The 17071-nt window shown below is 59.9% G+C and carries 18 protein-coding genes and 1 tRNA gene; 7 read left to right on the top strand and 12 right to left on the bottom strand.

Going from position 1 to position 17071, the window contains the following annotated elements; all coding sequences use genetic code 11:
- Positions 1 to 203: 203 nt before the first annotated feature.
- From ACIQWS_RS12835 to ACIQWS_RS12825, 3 genes are all read left to right on the top strand, one after another.
- The gene (locus ACIQWS_RS12835) at positions 204 to 1487 is read left to right on the top strand and encodes a sugar ABC transporter substrate-binding protein (protein ID WP_346306166.1); all 1284 of its coding nucleotides are present in this window, start codon (positions 204 to 206) and stop codon (positions 1485 to 1487) included.
- 83 nt (positions 1488 to 1570) lie between these two features.
- Positions 1571 to 2569, top strand: coding sequence for a zinc-dependent alcohol dehydrogenase family protein (locus tag ACIQWS_RS12830; protein WP_403179574.1), 999 nt, complete (start codon positions 1571 to 1573; stop codon positions 2567 to 2569).
- 85 nt (positions 2570 to 2654) lie between these two features.
- Complete coding sequence (locus tag ACIQWS_RS12825) at positions 2655 to 3242, top strand: hypothetical protein (protein WP_346306129.1); 588 nt, start codon at positions 2655 to 2657, stop codon at positions 3240 to 3242.
- Positions 3243 to 3312: 70 nt separating this feature from the next.
- Here ACIQWS_RS12825 and rpsA read toward each other — a convergent pair whose 3' ends face one another.
- The 4 genes from rpsA to aroA all read right to left on the bottom strand — a co-directional run bounded on the left by rpsA (position 3313) and on the right by aroA (position 7899).
- On the bottom strand, positions 3313 to 5013 hold the full coding sequence (gene rpsA / locus ACIQWS_RS12820) for a 30S ribosomal protein S1 (RefSeq protein WP_091879198.1): 1701 nt from the start codon (positions 5011 to 5013) through the stop codon (positions 3313 to 3315).
- A gap of 126 nt (positions 5014 to 5139) precedes the next feature.
- Complete coding sequence (gene cmk / locus ACIQWS_RS12815; RefSeq protein WP_346306167.1) at positions 5140 to 5796, bottom strand: (d)CMP kinase; 657 nt, start codon at positions 5794 to 5796, stop codon at positions 5140 to 5142.
- Positions 5797 to 6181: 385 nt separating this feature from the next.
- Complete coding sequence (locus tag ACIQWS_RS12810; RefSeq protein WP_346306130.1) at positions 6182 to 6538, bottom strand: hypothetical protein; 357 nt, start codon at positions 6536 to 6538, stop codon at positions 6182 to 6184.
- A 5-nt stretch (positions 6539 to 6543) separates the two neighbouring features.
- On the bottom strand, positions 6544 to 7899 hold the full coding sequence (gene aroA / locus ACIQWS_RS12805) for a 3-phosphoshikimate 1-carboxyvinyltransferase (RefSeq protein ID WP_403179569.1): 1356 nt from the start codon (positions 7897 to 7899) through the stop codon (positions 6544 to 6546).
- A gap of 252 nt (positions 7900 to 8151) precedes the next feature.
- Here aroA and ACIQWS_RS12800 point away from each other — a divergent pair, with 252 nt between their 5' ends.
- Together ACIQWS_RS12800 and ACIQWS_RS12795 are read left to right on the top strand one after the other, a co-directional pair.
- On the top strand, positions 8152 to 8541 hold the full coding sequence (locus ACIQWS_RS12800; protein ID WP_346306132.1) for a TIGR02300 family protein: 390 nt from the start codon (positions 8152 to 8154) through the stop codon (positions 8539 to 8541).
- Positions 8542 to 8705: 164 nt separating this feature from the next.
- Positions 8706 to 8781 (top strand) — tRNA-Ala (locus ACIQWS_RS12795).
- 47 nt (positions 8782 to 8828) lie between these two features.
- Here the strand turns inward: ACIQWS_RS12795 and ACIQWS_RS12790 are convergent.
- Complete coding sequence (locus tag ACIQWS_RS12790; RefSeq protein ID WP_403179564.1) at positions 8829 to 9545, bottom strand: NIPSNAP family protein; 717 nt, start codon at positions 9543 to 9545, stop codon at positions 8829 to 8831.
- A 164-nt stretch (positions 9546 to 9709) separates the two neighbouring features.
- Here ACIQWS_RS12790 and ACIQWS_RS12785 point away from each other — a divergent pair, with 164 nt between their 5' ends.
- The gene (locus ACIQWS_RS12785; protein WP_403179560.1) at positions 9710 to 10315 is read left to right on the top strand and encodes a TetR/AcrR family transcriptional regulator; all 606 of its coding nucleotides are present in this window, start codon (positions 9710 to 9712) and stop codon (positions 10313 to 10315) included.
- A 22-nt stretch (positions 10316 to 10337) separates the two neighbouring features.
- Here ACIQWS_RS12785 and ACIQWS_RS12780 read toward each other — a convergent pair whose 3' ends face one another.
- A complete protein-coding gene (locus ACIQWS_RS12780; protein WP_403179556.1) occupies positions 10338 to 10709 on the bottom strand; it encodes a hypothetical protein in 372 nt (123 codons plus the stop codon).
- 216 nt (positions 10710 to 10925) lie between these two features.
- Here ACIQWS_RS12780 and ACIQWS_RS12775 point away from each other — a divergent pair, with 216 nt between their 5' ends.
- Entirely contained in the window at positions 10926 to 11879 is a 954-nt protein-coding gene (locus ACIQWS_RS12775; RefSeq protein WP_346306135.1) for a DMT family transporter, read from the top strand.
- Between the two features lie 16 nt (positions 11880 to 11895).
- Here the strand turns inward: ACIQWS_RS12775 and ACIQWS_RS12770 are convergent, their stop codons facing one another.
- The 6 genes from ACIQWS_RS12770 to ACIQWS_RS12745 all read right to left on the bottom strand — a co-directional run bounded on the left by ACIQWS_RS12770 (position 11896) and on the right by ACIQWS_RS12745 (position 16869).
- Positions 11896 to 12369, bottom strand: coding sequence for an SRPBCC family protein (locus ACIQWS_RS12770; RefSeq protein ID WP_346306136.1), 474 nt, complete (start codon positions 12367 to 12369; stop codon positions 11896 to 11898).
- Positions 12370 to 12382: 13 nt separating this feature from the next.
- Complete coding sequence (locus tag ACIQWS_RS12765) at positions 12383 to 12715, bottom strand: ArsR/SmtB family transcription factor (RefSeq protein ID WP_403179550.1); 333 nt, start codon at positions 12713 to 12715, stop codon at positions 12383 to 12385.
- 4 nt (positions 12716 to 12719) lie between these two features.
- On the bottom strand, positions 12720 to 12926 hold the full coding sequence (locus tag ACIQWS_RS12760; protein ID WP_346306138.1) for a glutathione S-transferase: 207 nt from the start codon (positions 12924 to 12926) through the stop codon (positions 12720 to 12722).
- Positions 12927 to 12938: 12 nt separating this feature from the next.
- Positions 12939 to 13400, bottom strand: a complete 462-nt coding sequence (locus tag ACIQWS_RS12755) for an OsmC family protein (protein ID WP_403179546.1) — start codon at positions 13398 to 13400, stop codon at positions 12939 to 12941.
- 89 nt (positions 13401 to 13489) lie between these two features.
- On the bottom strand, positions 13490 to 14176 hold the full coding sequence (locus ACIQWS_RS12750) for a response regulator transcription factor (protein WP_346306140.1): 687 nt from the start codon (positions 14174 to 14176) through the stop codon (positions 13490 to 13492).
- Entirely contained in the window at positions 14173 to 16869 is a 2697-nt protein-coding gene (locus tag ACIQWS_RS12745; RefSeq protein ID WP_346306141.1) for a sensor histidine kinase KdpD, read from the bottom strand. The genes ACIQWS_RS12750 and ACIQWS_RS12745 overlap by 4 nt, the downstream gene beginning before the upstream one ends.
- Positions 16870 to 17071: the final 202 nt, after the last annotated feature.

The following is a 17071-nucleotide window of genomic DNA, read 5'->3' as shown; positions in this document are numbered from 1 at the left end:
TCCCAGCCGGCGATCGTGGAAGCACGCCAGCCATGGGGAAGGTCACTGCTTCGGCAGAAATCCGTCCTGCAGATTCTTGTATACAGACCTGCGAATATTTTGGTATGACTTATTTTAAGTTTACGTGCGTAAAGTTCGTAGGCTTAACCTTGGAGGAGGAGAGAATGAGCGTTACCTTGAGGAGGGCAACGCACCTGCTGCTCATGACCGCCGCCACCGGCGCTCTTGCCAGCACTGCGTCTGCAGAAGAATTGACCATCGCGACCGTCAACAATGCCGATATGATCGTGATGCAGAAATTGTCGCCCGAATGGGAGAAGGCGACCGGCAACAAGCTCAACTGGGTGGTCCTGGAAGAAAACGTGCTGCGTCAGCGTGTGACCACAGATATTGCCACCAAAAGCGGCCAGTTCGATATCCTGACCATCGGCGGCTATGAGGAGCCGATCTGGGGCAAGTCCGGATGGCTGGCATCGGTGGATGACCTCGGCGACGATTATGATTATGCCGATCTGCTCGATCCGATCAAAAAGGGCCTCACCGTCGACGGCAAGCTCTATGCGGTCCCGTTCTATACGGAAAGCTCGTTCACGCTCTACCGCAAGGATCTCTTCGATGCGGCGGGCCTGACCATGCCGGATCAGCCCACCTATGACCAGATCAAGCAGTTTGCCGCCAAGCTGACCGACACGTCGAAGGAGCAGTATGGCATCTGCCTGCGCGGCAAGGCCGGCTGGGGCGAGAACATGGCGTTCCTCGGAACCATGATAAACACCTATGGCGGGCGCTGGTTCGACATGGACTGGAAACCGCAGATCAACTCGGCGCCGTGGAAAGAAGCCATTGCGACCTATGTCGACCTGATGAAGAAGTACGGCCCGCCCGGTGCGACCTCGAACGGCTTCAATGAAAACCAGGCGCTGTTTGCCACAGGCCACTGCGCCATGTGGATCGATGCGACATCGGCGGCCGGCCGTGTTTTCGATCCCAAGCAAAGCAAGGTGGCGGACAAGGTGGCGTTCACGCGGGCACCCGTTCAGGTGACACCCAATGGCGCCGGCTGGTCCTGGGCCTGGACCCTGGCCATTCCCGCCACGTCGAAGAAAGTCGACGCGGCGAAATCCTTCCTGAAATGGGCGACGTCGAAGGAGTACGTCAAGCGGGTTGCCGCCAGTGAAGGCTGGGTTGCGGTTCCGCCGGGAACGCGCAAATCCACCTATGACAATCCGGACTATCAGACGGCCGCGCCGTTTGCCGCAACGGTCCTGAAATCCATCATGGCGGCCGACCCGACAAAGCCGACGAAAGACCCTGTGCCCTATACCGGTGTGCAGTTCGTGGCCATTCCCGAGTTCCAGGCGTTCGGTACGACGGTCGGCCAGCTGATATCGTCGGCACTCGCGGGCACGCAAACCGTCGACCAGGCGCTGGATTCCGGGCAGCGGCAGGTGGAGCAGATCATGACCCGCGCCGGCTACATCAAATAGCCTCCCGCCGTGGCCCGCATGGGATGTGCGGGCCACGGCACACCGCAAGCCAGCGCTCCCTGCAACAACAGGATGGATTTGCCATGAAAGCCATTCAATTCACTGGCCTGGGCATTGCCGGTCTCGCCGATCTCGAAGAGCCGGAACTTGCGCCCGGCCATGCGCTGGTCCGGGTGATGGCATCCGGTCTGTGCCATACAGATATCGACGTGCTGCATGGGCGATACGGCAACGGCGCCTTTCCGCTTGTTCCCGGCCACGAATATGCCGGTATCGTCGAAATGGTCGCGGACGATGTCACGGATGTGCGTCCCGGCGACCGCGTGGCCATCGATCCCAACATTCCCTGCGGCACCTGCCGGTCCTGCCGCAAGGGATTGACCAATCTGTGCGACAGCCTTGAAGCCTATGGCGTCTCGCGCAACGGCGGCTTCGCGCAGTACAGTACGGTCAACACCGCGCACCTGCATGGCATCGGCGATCTGCCTTTTCACATTGCAGCGCTTGCCGAACCGCTGGCCTGCGTGCTCAACGGGCTCGGCAATGCCAATGCCGTACGTGCCAAAAACGCCCTTGTCTTCGGCGCGGGCCCGATCGGCTTGCTGATGGCCCTGTCGCTACAAGCGGAGGGCATCGAGGATGTCAGCGTTGCCGACATCAATGAGGACCGGTTGAGCTTTGCCCAATCGCTCGGCCTCAAGCCGATGATATCCGGCTCGGCTGCGCTTGGGAAACAGGCCAAGGCGTTTGATTTTGTCGCCGATGCAACGGGTATCGCCAGGGTGGTGGAAGAGATGATCGCCTACACGGCCGATGGCGGAACGGCGCTGGTTTTTGGGGTCAGCGCGCCGGACGCACGCATTCAGATCGCCCCGTTCGAAATATTCCGCCGCCAGATCAGTCTCGTCGGCTCCCATTCGCTCAACCGCAATATTCCCGATGCCTTGGCCATATTGCAGCGCGACAACGGAACCATGGCAAGGCTTGTCTCCCATCGCCTGCCGCTGGATGACATTCTTCCCTATCTCGCGAAAGGCGCAGCAACGCCGCAGACCATGAAAGTACAATTCTCGGCCGAATAAATCTTCCCGAGGTTTGCTTCGGGTTAAGACTTGGGTAGCATGCCCCAGGACCGGTCAGAATCGGTCAATTGCGGGGGAGCATACAATGGACGGCAATATTCCGAGCCCGGAAGTCTTTACCCATGTGCGTGTGATCATCGGTATCATTTTGGGTCTGAGTATTTCCCGGCTTCTCACCGGTGTCGCCCGCATCATTCAGCATCCGCTGCGCAAGAATATTTATCCGATTCATCTTGGCTGGGTATTCTTCACCTTTCTGACCGTGGTGCATTTCTGGTGGTTTGAATTTTACCTGCACCAGACTTTGGTGTGGAAGTTCGAGGCCTACCTCTTCGTCATTTTTTACGCCAGCCTGCACTTTCTGGCCTGCGGCATGCTCTTTCCCGACAGTATGGACGGGTATTCCGGCTACGAAAACTACTTCATGTCGCGGCGTGCCTGGTTCTTCGGCCTGTTGATGGCGATCTTCCTGGTCGATTTCGCCGACACGGCGATGAAGGGCCGGGAGCATTTTCATTCGCTCGGGCCTGTCTATCCCCTGCGCAATCTTTTCCTGATCAGTGTCTGCGGCGCTGCTGCCTATCTGCGCGAGCAGAGGATGCAGTGGCTGTTCCTCAGCCTGGCGCTTGTCTGTCAGCTCGTCTTCATCCTGATCCAGTTCGACACGATCTGAAAACGGCAAAGAAAAACCCGCCGGTCCTGGGACCGGCGGGTTTCGTTTCAATCAGAACGTCAGGAGAAGCTTAGTTCTTTTCCTGCTTCTTCAGAGCGGCACCGAGGATGTCGCCCAGCGAAGCGCCGGAGTCGGACGAACCGTACTGTGCAACGGCTTCCTTCTCTTCAGCGATTTCCAGCGCCTTGATGGAGACCTGCAGCTTGCGGGTCTTCTTGTCGAAGGCGATGACGCGGGCGTCGACCTTCTGGCCAACCGTGAAGCGTTCCGGACGCTGTTCGTCACGATCGCGGGAAAGATCCGCACGACGGATGAACGAGTCGAGATCGTGGTCAACCAGACGGACTTCGAGGCCGCCATCGGTGATGCCGGTGACTTCAACAGTTACAACGGCGTTCTTGCGCAGTTCACCCGAGGTTGCTGCTTCACCGACCTTGTCGCCTGTGAGCTGCTTGATGCCGAGCGAGATGCGTTCCTTCTCGACGTCAACATCGAGAACCTGCGCCTTGACGACGTCACCCTTGTTGTACTCTTCGATGACCTGTTCGCCCGGACGGTTCCAGTCGAGGTCGGAGAGGTGAACCATGCCGTCCACATCGCCGTCGAGGCCAATGAACAGGCCGAATTCGGTCTTGTTCTTGACTTCGCCTTCGACGATCGTGCCGACAGGGAACTTGTCTGCGAAAGTCGTCCATGGGTTGTCGAGGGTCTGCTTGAGGCCCAGCGAGATGCGGCGCTTGACCGGATCCACTTCGAGAACAACGACTTCGACTTCCTGCGTGGTCGAGAGCAGCTTGCCCGGATGCACGTTCTTCTTTGTCCAGGACATTTCGGAAACGTGGATAAGGCCTTCGATGCCTGGCTCGATTTCGACGAATGCACCGTAGTCGGTGATGTTCGTAACCGTACCGGTGATCTTTTTGCCGATCGGGTACTTCGCACCGATACCATCCCAAGGATCGCTTTCGAGCTGCTTCATGCCGAGCGAAATACGATGTGTTTCCTGGTTGATGCGGATGATCTGAACCTTGACCGTCTGGCCGATGTTCAGGATTTCCGACGGATGGTTGACGCGGCGCCATGCCATGTCGGTCACGTGCAGCAGACCATCGATACCGCCGAGGTCAACGAACGCACCGTAATCGGTGATGTTCTTGACGACGCCTTCAACGACCTGACCTTCTTCAAGGTTCTGGACGATTTCAGAGCGCTGTTCAGCACGGCTCTCTTCAAGAACGGTACGACGCGAAACAACGATGTTGCCGCGACGCTTGTCCATCTTGAGGATTTCGAAGGGCTGCGGGTTGTGCATCAGCGGGGTAACGTCGCGGATCGGACGGATGTCGACCTGCGAACGCGGCAGGAAGGCGACGGCGCCGTCGAGATCGACGGTGAAACCACCCTTGACCTGATTGAAGATGACACCATCGACGCGCTCGCCGCGGTTGAACTTCTCTTCAAGACGGACCCAGCTCTCTTCGCGGCGTGCTTTTTCACGCGACAGAACAGCTTCGCCGAGGGCGTTTTCGATACGCTCGACGTAGACTTCAACGATATCGCCTGGCTTCAGCGAGCCGTCTTTGGCTTTCGCGCCGAATTCCTTGAGCGGTACGCGGCCTTCAACCTTGAGGCCGGCGTCAATGATCGCCATGTCTTTTTCGATGGCGACAATACGGCCCTTGACGACATAACCTTCAGCAAGGTCATTGGTGGCAAAGGACTCGGCGAGAAGAGCTTCGAAATCTTCGCGCGTTGGATTGGCTTGAGACATAAATACTCCTGGTGTGTCCGGACATCGTCATCGGACACAGCACCGGTGGTTCGTGTTACGGTTCATCTGCGGGCCAATCCGCCCTATGCGGGCAATCCGGTGCATGGACTGGTAGCAGATGCTGGTTTAATGCCTGTTTCCCACCAAAGCCTGGTCAATCAGTTTTTTGGCAGCAAGAAACGCGGTCTCTATATCCATTTCCGTCGTATCTAGCAAGTGCGCGTCGGCAGCGGGCTTCAACGGCGAGTCCGTGCGGCCCATATCGCGGGCGTCGCGGCGGGTCAGATCAGCCAGAATCTCCTCATACTGGACGCTGCCGTCCGTCGATTTGATTTCGTCAAACCGCCGCTTCGCCCGTGCTTGCGGCGAGGCGGTGATGTAAAGTTTGACCGGCGCGTCCGGGCAGACCACCGTTCCGATGTCGCGCCCGTCAAGGACCGTACCGGGGGAGCGCTGGGCAAACGCCTGCTGGGCGGCAACCAGCGCCCGCCGGACCGCCGGCATGACGGCAACCTTGGAAGCCGCTTCGCCCACATCATGCGTGGACAGGGCAGCCCGGTCGAGTTTGGACAGATCGATGCCGCGTGCCGCCTTTTCCGCCAGAAATTCGTCGTCGAGCGCCATGTTCTGGTCGAGCAGCGCCTTGGCAACCGCGCGGTATGTCAGCCCGGTATCAAGATGATGATAGCCGTAATAATCGGCAATCCGCCGGGCCAGCGTGCCTTTTCCCGATGCAGCCGGTCCGTCGATGGCGATGGTGAAAGACGGCGCCGGCGCGTGGATATCGTCCTTTTCATCGCGGTCAAACAGCCAGTTGCCAAGGGCAAACAGCAGATAGGCCGCGGCAAGGACGAGGGTGATCAGCGGCGTGATGCCGATCGTGACGAACGCGAACCCGCCTACCGTGGTCGCCAGTGCGGAAAGCCATGCCGGCAGAGAGGCGGACATGTTCTGCAGCAGCGCATCGATGGCGAATATCAGGGCAAACTGGAAGATGAACAGCCAGAACAGCAGGGCGAAGAGCCCGAAGCGAATTTTCAGCGCAAACCGTTCAATGGCGTAGGCAACGCCAACAATGACCAGGGAGGTGAGCAGGAAAAACATCAGGCACTCCCTGCCTGCAGGGGAGCCGTTGTCAACGCAGTCTGCAAATGGACAGCAGGTTCGATCATCGCTCTCTGTTTCTTGCCTTTGCGCCCATGAGGAAGCCTATGCCATAACCGACGATTGATCCGAACGCGGGCGGCAGAAGCAGAAACTGATAGGGCATCCAATCGCTTGTTCCCGCAGCCGCAGGCACGGACACATCCGGCCGGGAACCATCGGAGACATTCCACGCATAGAGGAAGATCAGGAGCAAAGGAAGAACGACCCGCATGATCGAACTCAAAATGCCGGGCCATGGCTGCGATGATCCACTGGAAATTGTGCCGCGATAGGCGCTTCGTCCCGCCCAGACGACAAACGGAACGCTCGACATCATGTAAAGGGCGTAAACCGTCAGGGCGGAAAAAAGCGCGCTCATCGGTATCAGGCTGGTGTTTCCTGCACGGAAATCTCGGCACCCATGCCGCGCATCATGTCCATGAATTCCGGAAAGCTCGTGGCAATCATGGTGGAGTCATCGACGGTAACGGGTTTTTCCGCGACGAGGCCCATGACGAGGAAGCTCATGGCAATGCGATGATCGAGATAGGTCTCGACCGTGCCGCCGCCGAGGTTCTTGCCATCCGGACGACCGCGCACGCTCAGGGTTTCCGGGCCTTCCGTGCAATCGACGCCATTGGCCTTGAGGCCGTTGGCAACGGCTGACAGGCGGTCCGATTCCTTGACCCGCAATTCCTCGAGGCCGTTCATCACGGTCTCGCCGGTGGCGAAGGCCGCCGCGACGGCGAGCACGGGATATTCGTCGATCATCGAGGGCGCCCGGTCAGCCGGGACGATCACGCCTTTCAGCTCGGAGGCGCGCACGCGCAGGTCGGCGACATCCTCGCCGCCGGCAAGGCGGGCATTGAGGATCTCAATGCTGGCGCCCATGTCCTGCAAGGTCAGAATGAGGCCCGTACGGGTCGGGTTCATCAGCACATTGCGGATGGTGATATCGGAGCCGGGCACGAGCAGTGCCGCCACCAGCGGAAACGCCGTCGACGACGGATCGCCGGGCACGTCGATGATCTGGCCGGTGAGCTTGCCCTGGCCCTCGATGCGGATGTGCCGGACATTGTCCTTGTCGGTTTCGACGGAAAGATTGGCGCCAAACCCCTGCAGCATCTTTTCTGTGTGGTCACGCGTCATGACCGGTTCGATGACCGTCGTTATGCCCGGTGTGTTGAGGCCCGCCAGCAGCACGGCTGATTTGACCTGTGCCGAAGCCATCGGAACCCGGTAGGTGATGGGGGCGGCAACCTTGGGGCCGCGCAGTGTCAGCGGCATGCGGTCACCGTCTGATGCGGTCACCTGAACGCCCATTTCCCGCAGGGGATTGAGCACGCGGCCCATGGGGCGCTTGGACAGGGAGGCGTCGCCAATGAAAGTGGTTTCCATCGCGTAGACGCCGACAAGGCCCATGGTGAGGCGGGCACCCGTGCCGGCATTGCCGAAATCGAGCGGCGCGTCCGGCTGCAGCAGGCAGCCATTGCCGGTGCCCTGAATGATCCACACATCGCCTTCCCGCGCGATTTTCGCACCCATGGCCTGCATGGCGCGGCCGGTGTTGATCACGTCCTCGCCTTCCAGCAGTCCGGTGATGCGGGTCTCGCCCGAGGCAAGGCCGCCAAACATGAAGGAGCGATGCGATATCGATTTGTCTCCGGGAATCCGGATATCTCCGGACAGGGCCTTGGAACGGCGGGCGGTGGCGGGCTTGGGCAATGCGGAATGGGACATGAGTACGATCAATCACAAGGAAAATTGGTGTTTCATCTCGAGCCTGTAGGCGTCGGCGTTCCTAACACAGCTTGTTCGTCCGGTCATCTCGCAAATGCATAGTTCGGCCGAACGGCAATCTCGCGTCGTTTTGGCTTTGACAAATGCGCTGAATTGCGTTTATGGGACCAGAAATCCATTTGATGAGCGCTGGCATAAACGGTTGGACGATGGCATACCGGATGCAGGCGCAGCCAGAAGACGAGGCATAACGTGGTAAATCCAAAACTTGGTACCAAGCGAGTCGACCCTGAAACAGGTCAGAAATTCTACGATCTGAACCGCGATCCGATCGTCTCCCCTTATACGGGCAAGAGCTATCCGCTCAGCTATTTTGATTCGACTGTTCCTTCCGTGCGTGAGGAAGAGGAAGAGGTCGAGACCGAAGAACTCGATGTCGTTCTGGAAAAGCCGGAATTCGTTTCGCTCGAAGAAGCCGATGGCGATGTCGATGGCGACGTGCCGGATCTGGGCGATGACGTCGATGTGGACGTCGACGATGCCGATGATGACGACACGTTCCTTGCCGAAGACGAGGAAGACGAAGATGACGACGTTACCGATATCCTCGGCGGCGGCATCGGCGAAGACGACGAAAACTGATTTTGAACAAGGTCTTTCGCTCTTCCGAAAAATAACGGAAATATCCGGCGAATAGACCTTGATCTTCTCTGCGGCGGGCGATATGTACCCGCCTCGGAACGGTTCCCAACCGTTCGACTGTCCAGCCGGATTTATCCGGCTTAGCCGAAACCGGCTAATGGAATGGGGCCATAGCTCAGCTGGGAGAGCGCTTGCATGGCATGCAAGAGGTCAGCGGTTCGATCCCGCTTGGCTCCACCAAATCTTCAGTGATTTCAGAATTTTGTCCACAGCGCATGGTTGCCGCTTCAGCGCAGCCGCGAGCGCGCAGTCGGCAGCAGGCGTGTCACCACTGGCTTGCCGGTGAGATAGGCTGCAAGCCGTGTCTGCTCCGACAACCATGCTGCGTCGTTCTCCAGTGCCGCCCTGTGGGTTTTGTGTGCGGACTCATCGTCAAACCGGGAAAAGACCGTCAGGACATTTTCATTTTGCCGCACGGGGAGCCGGGTGAACGTGTTCTCGCCGTACTCGGATGTGAAGACGGCAACCGGATTGTCGCCTCGTCCCTGCAGGAGCGGCGCGACGGACATGCTGTAATAGCTGTGGAAGCCCTGGTCCGCAGGCCGCTTGAGTTGATAGGTGACCACTTGAAACACCGCCGGTGAAGCGGCTTCCGTCGGGGATGCCGGCCGGGCGGCGGGAAGTGTAAACCCGCTGGCTGATTCGGCGGGGTGAAGCAGCAGTACATTGTCGGAATCGATCATGGTGCCGTTTGCCCTGTCGCGATGCGCGCTCCAGACCGGACCGTCATAGAACGCGGTCAACGCCCCGTGCCGGGTTGCCATGTCCTCAAAGCCACGTAGCCAGACAAAGGCGTTGGGATCATCGGGATCGCGGAACTGGCCGATGACGGTCATGCCGCAGGCTTCCTGGCTTTCCAGAAAATGGGTGTCGAACAGGTCGATGAGGTCGTCACGGCGGCCGGGATGCAGCGTATAGCGCCTGAGCTCGACGATGGAACTCAAATGCCTCCCCGCCGTCTCGGTCCGCCGAACAGCCTTTGGTTGCTCCAATTCGAGCATTTCGTTCAATCCTTCCCCATAAAACAGACCGGTCATCCTGTTTTTAATAAAACCGGTTGTCCTGTTTTTGTCAACTTGTTAGTCTGCGGCGGCATGAAGGGGCTGAGATGGCACAGGATTCGATCGGAAAGCCGAAGAGGGTCAATGATCCGCAGGGAATGCGTTCACGCATCCTCGATGTGGCAGCGGATCTTTTCCAAAGGCGTGGCTATCATTCGACGAGCGTTCAGGATGTCGTTCAGGCGGCCGGGGCGACGGGCGGTGCCCTGCATCATCATTTCTCCACCAAGAAGGCCCTGGGGCTGGCCGTCATAGAAGAACGGGTGGCGCGCGAGGTCAACGCAACCGCGATCGAGCCCGTGCTGCGGGCAGACCGGCCGAAGACTGGCGTCCTGGCGTTTTTTTCCGCGGTAGCAGGCGAACTGGAGCGTAATCAGGCGGTGACGGGATGCCCGCTCAACAATCTCGCCATGGAGCTTTCGCTGGCTGATCCTGATTTTCGCCATGCGTCCAACGCCATCTTTGAGCGTTGGGTTGGGGTGCTTGCACAGAGATTCCAGGATGACGATCCGGCACTCGCACCCCGACAGGCCGGGGCGCTGGCCACACTGGTGATTGCCGCCTATTCCGGCGCCATGGCGATGGCCAAGGCCAGCCAGAGCGCGCTGCCCCTTCGTGACTGCGCGGTGCAGCTGGAAAAGCTTTTGCCTTAGGGTCCAGACCCTGGGCTGCTTGTCAGGTCTGCCGTGAGAAAACCACCGCCGTGAACAAAAGCACGCCGGCGAACACGATCATCGAGCCGATGCCGACCAGCGGTTCCATCGCGGCATTGCCAAGTGACAGGAAATACAGCGGCGGTATCATCACAACGATACCTACGGTGTAGACGATGAACTGAAGCATTGGCAGGCGTCCGGCGGCCTTTGCCGGGTTGAGCGCGTAGTAGGTGCCGAATATCGCGCTGCTGACCCAACCGAGAAGATTGAGATGGGCGTGGGCGGGAAAGGCGGTATGATCGCCCGATAGCCCCATTTGCAGCCCCATGATGATACCCAGTAGAAACAAGATCGTCGCGGATTTGAAGAACAGCTGCGAAACCTGTGGCATGAGCGCATTCTTTCTCTGAACAGACATGACAGTCTGTGCAAATCTATAGTCCCGAATTCGGATTTGTGCCAGAGCACCGCCCCTGGCAAAAATAGGTAGGTTGTCCTCGCCGGAGACTATTTCACGAGCGGACGCGGCGTTTGCTGTTTTCGACTGGATTAGCGCGAGAAAATCGATCAAACCATTCTGAAAAAGATCAGAATCGAGGAAGCTCCCATGTCTGCCCGCCCGGTTGCCCTTTCCGGAACGCCCGAATCATCCCTCGCGCGCACCGGCATCCTGTTGATGCTGCTGGGCATGCTGATGTTCGCCCTGAACGATGTGATGGGCAAATGGCTGGTATCGACCTATTCCGTCGGTCAGGTCGTCTTTGTCCGCAGTGTCGCCGCCCTGATCATTCTCGCGCCATTCCTCTGGTATTCGGGACCGAAGAAAATCCTGCAGGTGGACCGCCCGGTCCTGCAGCTTGCCCGTGTTGCCGCGTCGACCGCGGAGATTTTCGCCTTCTACTTTGCCGTCGTCTATCTGCCGCTGGCCGATGTCATGACCTATTGGCTGGCCGCCCCGATCTATGTCGCCGCGATCTCGCCGTTCGTGCTGAAGGAGCCCGTCGGCTGGCGCCGCTGGAGCGCCATCATCGTCGGTTTCATCGGCGTCGTCATTGCCCTGGAGCCGTCGTCGCAGGCTCTCACGCCACAGGCCATCATTTCGATTCTGGGCAGCATGACCTTCGCCCTCATGCTGCTGCTCGGCCGTTCGCTGCGCGGCACGCCCGATACGACGCTGGTGTTCTGGCAGATCGTCGGTGCCGGCCTTGCGGGCGCCGCCTCGCTTTATTTTGACTGGAAGCCGGTCAGCCCCAGAGATCTGGTTATGCTCGCCGTGCTCGGTGTTGTCGCCATGCTGGCGCACATGCTCGTCAACCGTGCGCTCAAGATGGCCGATGCGGCAACCGTTGCGCCGCTGCAATACACGCTTCTGTTCTGGGCCATCGTGTTCGGCTGGCTGGTGTTTGGTGACGTGCCGCGCCTGCCCATGCTGATCGGTTCAGGCTTTATCGTGGCGTCAGGCCTGTTCATCTTCTTCCGCGAACAGCAGCTGAAGCGGCAGGGGCGGATGAATGCGGAACCGGCCGAAGCCATCGTTACCGGTTCCGGCGATCCGGTCTGAGGCCGGAGACGCCCCGTCAGGCGTTGACAGGCGCGCCTTTCAGCGATGCGCCGAGAGCGTCGAGCAGCTCTTCCGTGCCACGCTGGCGTTGTCCCGGCTCGTCATATCCGTCGAGAAAGGCGCCCTGCTCGGTGAAGATCAGTTTTGTCCCGGTGCCCTCCGGCTTGAGCTCCATCGTCGCCAGCGAGACGGAAATACGCTTGTCATCGAGATACATGTCATAGCTGTAAATGATGCGCTGGTCCGGGACGATGTCCTGATAGATGGCCTCGAACCTATGCACCGGTCCGCCTTTCGGTCCGCCGCTGTTGGTCTCGCGGCCGCCGATCCGGAAATCCATCTCGAACCGGGCGACGCCCCAGTCATCGGGGCCGGCAAACCATTTGCTCTTGGCGGTCTTGTCGCTGAGCGCAAAGAAGACGCGTGCCGGGGCGGCCGCATAGCTGCGCTCGATGGTGAACGTATCGTGTTTGACAGATCTCTTCGTCATGCTTTCGCTCCGGTCATTGATTGCCGTCTTCGGCGAGAAACTCGCCCAGCCGGTCGAGCCGGCGCTCCCATGACTTGCGCCGTTCATCCATCCATTGTTCGGCCGTTCGCATGGCGGTCCATTCGATGTGGCATGTGCGCACGCGGCCGACCTTTTCCGTGCGGATCAGGCCGCTGTTCTCGAGAACCTGCAGATGCTGCACCACGGCGGGCAGGGACATGGTCAGAGGCTTCGCCAGTTCACTGACCGAGGCCGGGCCGCGACTCAACCGTTCCACCATGACGCGCCGGGACGGGTCCGCCAGCGCCTGAAACATAAGATCGAGTGAGGTTTGTTGGTTAAGCATATGCTTAAGTAATACCGATGGCCGGATTTGTCAACGTGCGCGCCAGGGCTTCCTCGAAGTGATTGACGGCTTTCTCGAACTTGTCGCGGCAGCCGGGGTTGCAGAAGCCGACAACCGCGCCCTTGTAAAGTGTGAGGCTGTCTTCGCTGATCGGATCGCCCGACCAGGGGCAGGTGGTGTTGACAGCGTCGCTGATTTTCAGGTCTGACATGATGTTTTCCCCTTAACCCAGGTCGACGCTGATATCGGTGCGGACGGAATTGGCGATAAAGCATTGCTCATGCGCCTCGTAGTGCAGGTGTTCTTCCGTTGCCCGGTCCGGCGCCGCGCCGGCATAGCGGACATGCGGCTTCAGCACGACCTTGCTGACAAACAGCTTGCCCTGTTCGTTCTTGCCGAGTTCTCCGCTTGCCGCGTCGCGATATTCATCGACGACGAAGCCGCCCTTGGCCGCGCCCGCCAGGAAGAACAGCATGTGGCAACTGGAAAGCGAGGCGACGAATGCTTCCTCGGGATCGACATTCTCCGCGGCGGAATAGGGCAGCCGGACAATGTGCGGCGATGACGAAGCGGGCACCTCAGCGCCGCCGTCGAACTGCCAGACATGGGCGCGGCTGTATTTGTTGTCGGTAAATGCGGCATCTGGAGCACGGTTCCATAGAACCGTCGCGCTGAAGGAGGTCATGGGCGTTTCCCGAATCTGTTGCTGAATTGACCGAAGCTTGTCAAAGCTTGGCACCGTTGTCGATAGGGACTTCGGGGCGCGGCCGAACCCTATTCCGCGATGAACCGGTAACCGACCCCCGGCTCGGTGCGGATGAAGTGCGGATGGTTGGGATCTTCCTCGATCTTGGCGCGCAACTGTCCGACAAAAACCCTGAGATAATGCAGGTCTTCCACGTGGGCCGCTCCCCAGATCGAAGCCAGGAGATGGCGATGGGTGACGACAAGTCCGGGATGCAGGACAAGGTGGACCAGCAGTTGGTATTCCTTGCGGGTCAGATGCACCGCTTCGCCCCTGAGCGTCACCGCCCGCTTGACCATGTCGACCACAAGGCCGTTGCTTTCAAAGCGCGAGGGAACGCTGGTTCCCGCCACTTTCTGACGCAGCGCCGTGCGCACGCGCGCCAGCAGTTCGCCGATGCCAAAGGGCTTTTCCACGTAATCATTGGCGCCGAGATCGAGCGCGGCGATCTTTTCGACTTCCCGGTCGCGCGCCGACAGGACGATGATGGGCACTTCGGAAAAGGCGCGCACGGTCTTGATGACCTCCTTGCCGTCCTTGTCGGGAAGGCCAAGGTCGAGAATGACAAGGTCGGGCGCGCTGGTGGCGATCAGCCGTTCCGCATCCGCACCCGTGGCGGCGGAGATGACGTCATAGCCCGATGCCGTCAATGCCGGATGCAGGAAACGCTGGATCTGCGGCTCGTCGTCGACAACCAGAATGCGGTTCTCGTTCATGGTGTCGCATCTCCGCTGTCGGTTGCATCGAAAATAGGTAGCCGGATAATAAAGCGCGTGCCGCGTTTGCGGATTGCCGGGCTTTCCGCCTTGATCGTCCCGCCCATGGCCTCAACAAAGCCACGGCAGATCGACAGGCCGAGGCCGGTTCCCGCCGCCCGGCCATCGCCTTTGACGCGCCGGTAGAACTTTTCGAAGATGCGGTCGATGTCCCTTGCCGGAATGCCCTTGCCCTGATCGGTGACGCTGATTGCCACCTCCGTCGCATCCTGCTTTGCGTAGATGGTGATCGGGCTGTCGCCGCCATATTTCGCTGCATTGTCGAGCAGGTTGAAGAGCACCTGTCCGAGCAGGGACGAATCCCCGCTGACGGTGGCAAGGTCCGGAGCGATGCTGATCTCGATGGCGACGCCCGGTTTGAGCCGCTTCATGCGCTCGACCGATGAAATGATAATATCCGCCGCATCGACAGGGCTGTGCTTGACCTTCAGTGTGCCGGCTTCGATCCGGGTCATGTCGAAAAGATTGGAGACAAAACGGGTCAGGCGCCCCGATTCCTCCTCGATGGAAAGCAGCAGATCGTCGTGGCTTTCCGGCTTGATGCGGCCGCCAAGCTCGCGCAGCGTGGTGACGGCGCCCGTGATCGAGGCCAGCGGTGTCTTCAGGTCATGGGACAGGGAGGAGAACAGCGCTGCATGCAGTTTTTCGCTTTCCTGCAATGCTGCCGTCTTGGCATTTTCCCGCACCAGCTGAGCGCGGTCGATGGCGATCGCCGTCTGATCAAGAATGGCGACCAGCATGCGGTCTTCGCTTTCCGTCAGCGAGGCGGGGTGCTCGGTCATGGAAAGGCCGAGCACGCCGGCAACGCCATGCGATGTCATGATCGGCAGAAACTGCCAGCTGATCTGCGGCAGCGTGCCCGTGTCATGCCCGGACCGTTCGTTCTTCTCGAATGCCCAACGCACCGCGGTCATGTCCGTATTGTCGAGCGTCATGTCAGGCGGCCATGCGGTCTGCAGCGACAGGTCGCCGTCTTCCGGCAGCAGGATCACCACACCCGTTCCAAGCGTTGAATGCAGGTGCATGGCCGCAGCCACAAGCACATCGTCCAGCCGGGCGGTGCCCGATAGCTTGCGCGAGAATTCGTAGAGCGCCTGTGTATTCTTTGCCTGATTGCGCGATCGCGCCACCTGGTCGCGCAAACGCCCGGCGAGATCGCCGATCATCAGGGCCACGCCAAGAAAGATGATCAGCGAAAACAGCTGATGCGGCTTGGCTATGCTTAAGTTGTGGACCGGCTCGATGAAAAAGTAGTTGTAGAGAACAAACGACAGGCCGGCGGCAATGATGGCGGCAAAACGCCCGCTCGACATCGCCGACAGGATGACGGCAACGAGATAGAGCATGGAAAGGTTCTGCGGGTGGACGATCTCACTGGCGCCAAGCCCCAGAAGCGTCGTCACGGCTGTTGCCGCTATCGGAATGGCGATGGATATCGCGAGTTCGCGTGCCGAGCGCTTTTGCGGCGCCGGCGGCACATAGGGCTTGTCCTGCTCGTCGCCGGTAACAATGTGCACGCCGACATCGGTGAAGCGTTTGACGATCTCGTCGGGAAGCGACCGCCGGAACGGATTGGAGAAACGCTTGCCTTTCGGGCGGCCGAGCACGACCTGTGTCACATTCTCGCGCCGCGCAATGCGGAAAATCTCGTCGACAAAGTCCCGGGCGATCACGCGCCGTGTTTCCGCGCCGAGCCTTTCCGCCAGGTCAAGGATTTCATCGAGCCGCTGGTTTGCCGCCGTGTCCATGCCCGCATCGCTGGTCTTGGTCAGTGAAACCACCAGCCACCGGGCGTTGAGGCCGGAGGCGAGGCGGCTTGCGGTGCGGACAACCTTCTCGGACAGGCTGTCCGGTCCGACGCAGACCAGAAGCCGCTCGCCGGTGGCCCACGGGCCCTCGATCGCGTTTTGCCGCAAGAGGTCGATCATCTGGTCGTCGACGCGATCGGCGGTACGGCGCAGCGCAAGCTCGCGCAAGGCGGTGAGGTTGGCCGGTTTGAAGAAACCCCGCGCTGCCCGTTCGGCATTGCCGGGCAGGTAGACCTTGCCCTCCTTCAGTCGTGCAATCAGTTCCGCCGGCGGCAGATCGACCAGCAGCACCTCGTCGGCGCGCTTGAGGACCACATCCGGTACGGTCTCGCGAACGGTCACTCCGGTGATCTTTGTCACCAGGTCGGACAGGCTTTCCAGATGCTGGACATTCATCGCGGTCCAGACATCGATGCCCTGCCAGATCAGCTCTTCAATGTCCTGATGACGTTTGGGATGCCGGCTGCCGGGCGCGTTGGTATGGGCGAGCTCGTCAAGGACCAGCACTTTCGGCTTGCGTGCCAGGGCCGCGTCCAGGTCGAATTCTTCCAGCGTGCGGCCCCTGTAACCGATCTGCTTGCGCGGCAGCACGTCCAGCCCGTCAAGAAGTTCGGCGGTTTCCGCCCGCCCATGCGTCTCGGCAAGGCCGATGACGATGTCGGTGCCGTCTTCCTTCAGACGTTGCGCCCGCACCAGCATGGCATAGGTTTTACCCACGCCGGGGGCAGCGCCGAGGAAAACGGTCAGCTTGCCGCGCGATTCGCGTGTGGCCAGCTCCAGCAGCTTGTCAGGATCGGGTCGTGTCTGTTGACCGTGGTCGGCCATATACGCCTCAGTTTGCTTTTTCAGGTCGCTTGCGCCGGTTGAGCGCCAGAACCTTTACCCCACCCTTGGTGGAAATGCCAAGGGCAGGATGCCGCGTGTTCGCAGCGACCAGGGCAGACTGTGTGCCGGACCGGCAAAATGCCGGTCATGGAGGCCGCCTGCGACAGCACACCTATTGACGTCGAAGGCGGGTGCTTTAAAA

Origin of the sequence: Phyllobacterium sp. NPDC097923 (assembly GCF_044760925.1) — a bacterium.
GTDB classification, from domain to species: domain Bacteria; phylum Pseudomonadota; class Alphaproteobacteria; order Rhizobiales; family Rhizobiaceae; genus Phyllobacterium; species Phyllobacterium calauticae.
Note: the sequence above shows the minus strand (reverse complement) of the source record. Positions and strands in the feature narration are given on the sequence as shown.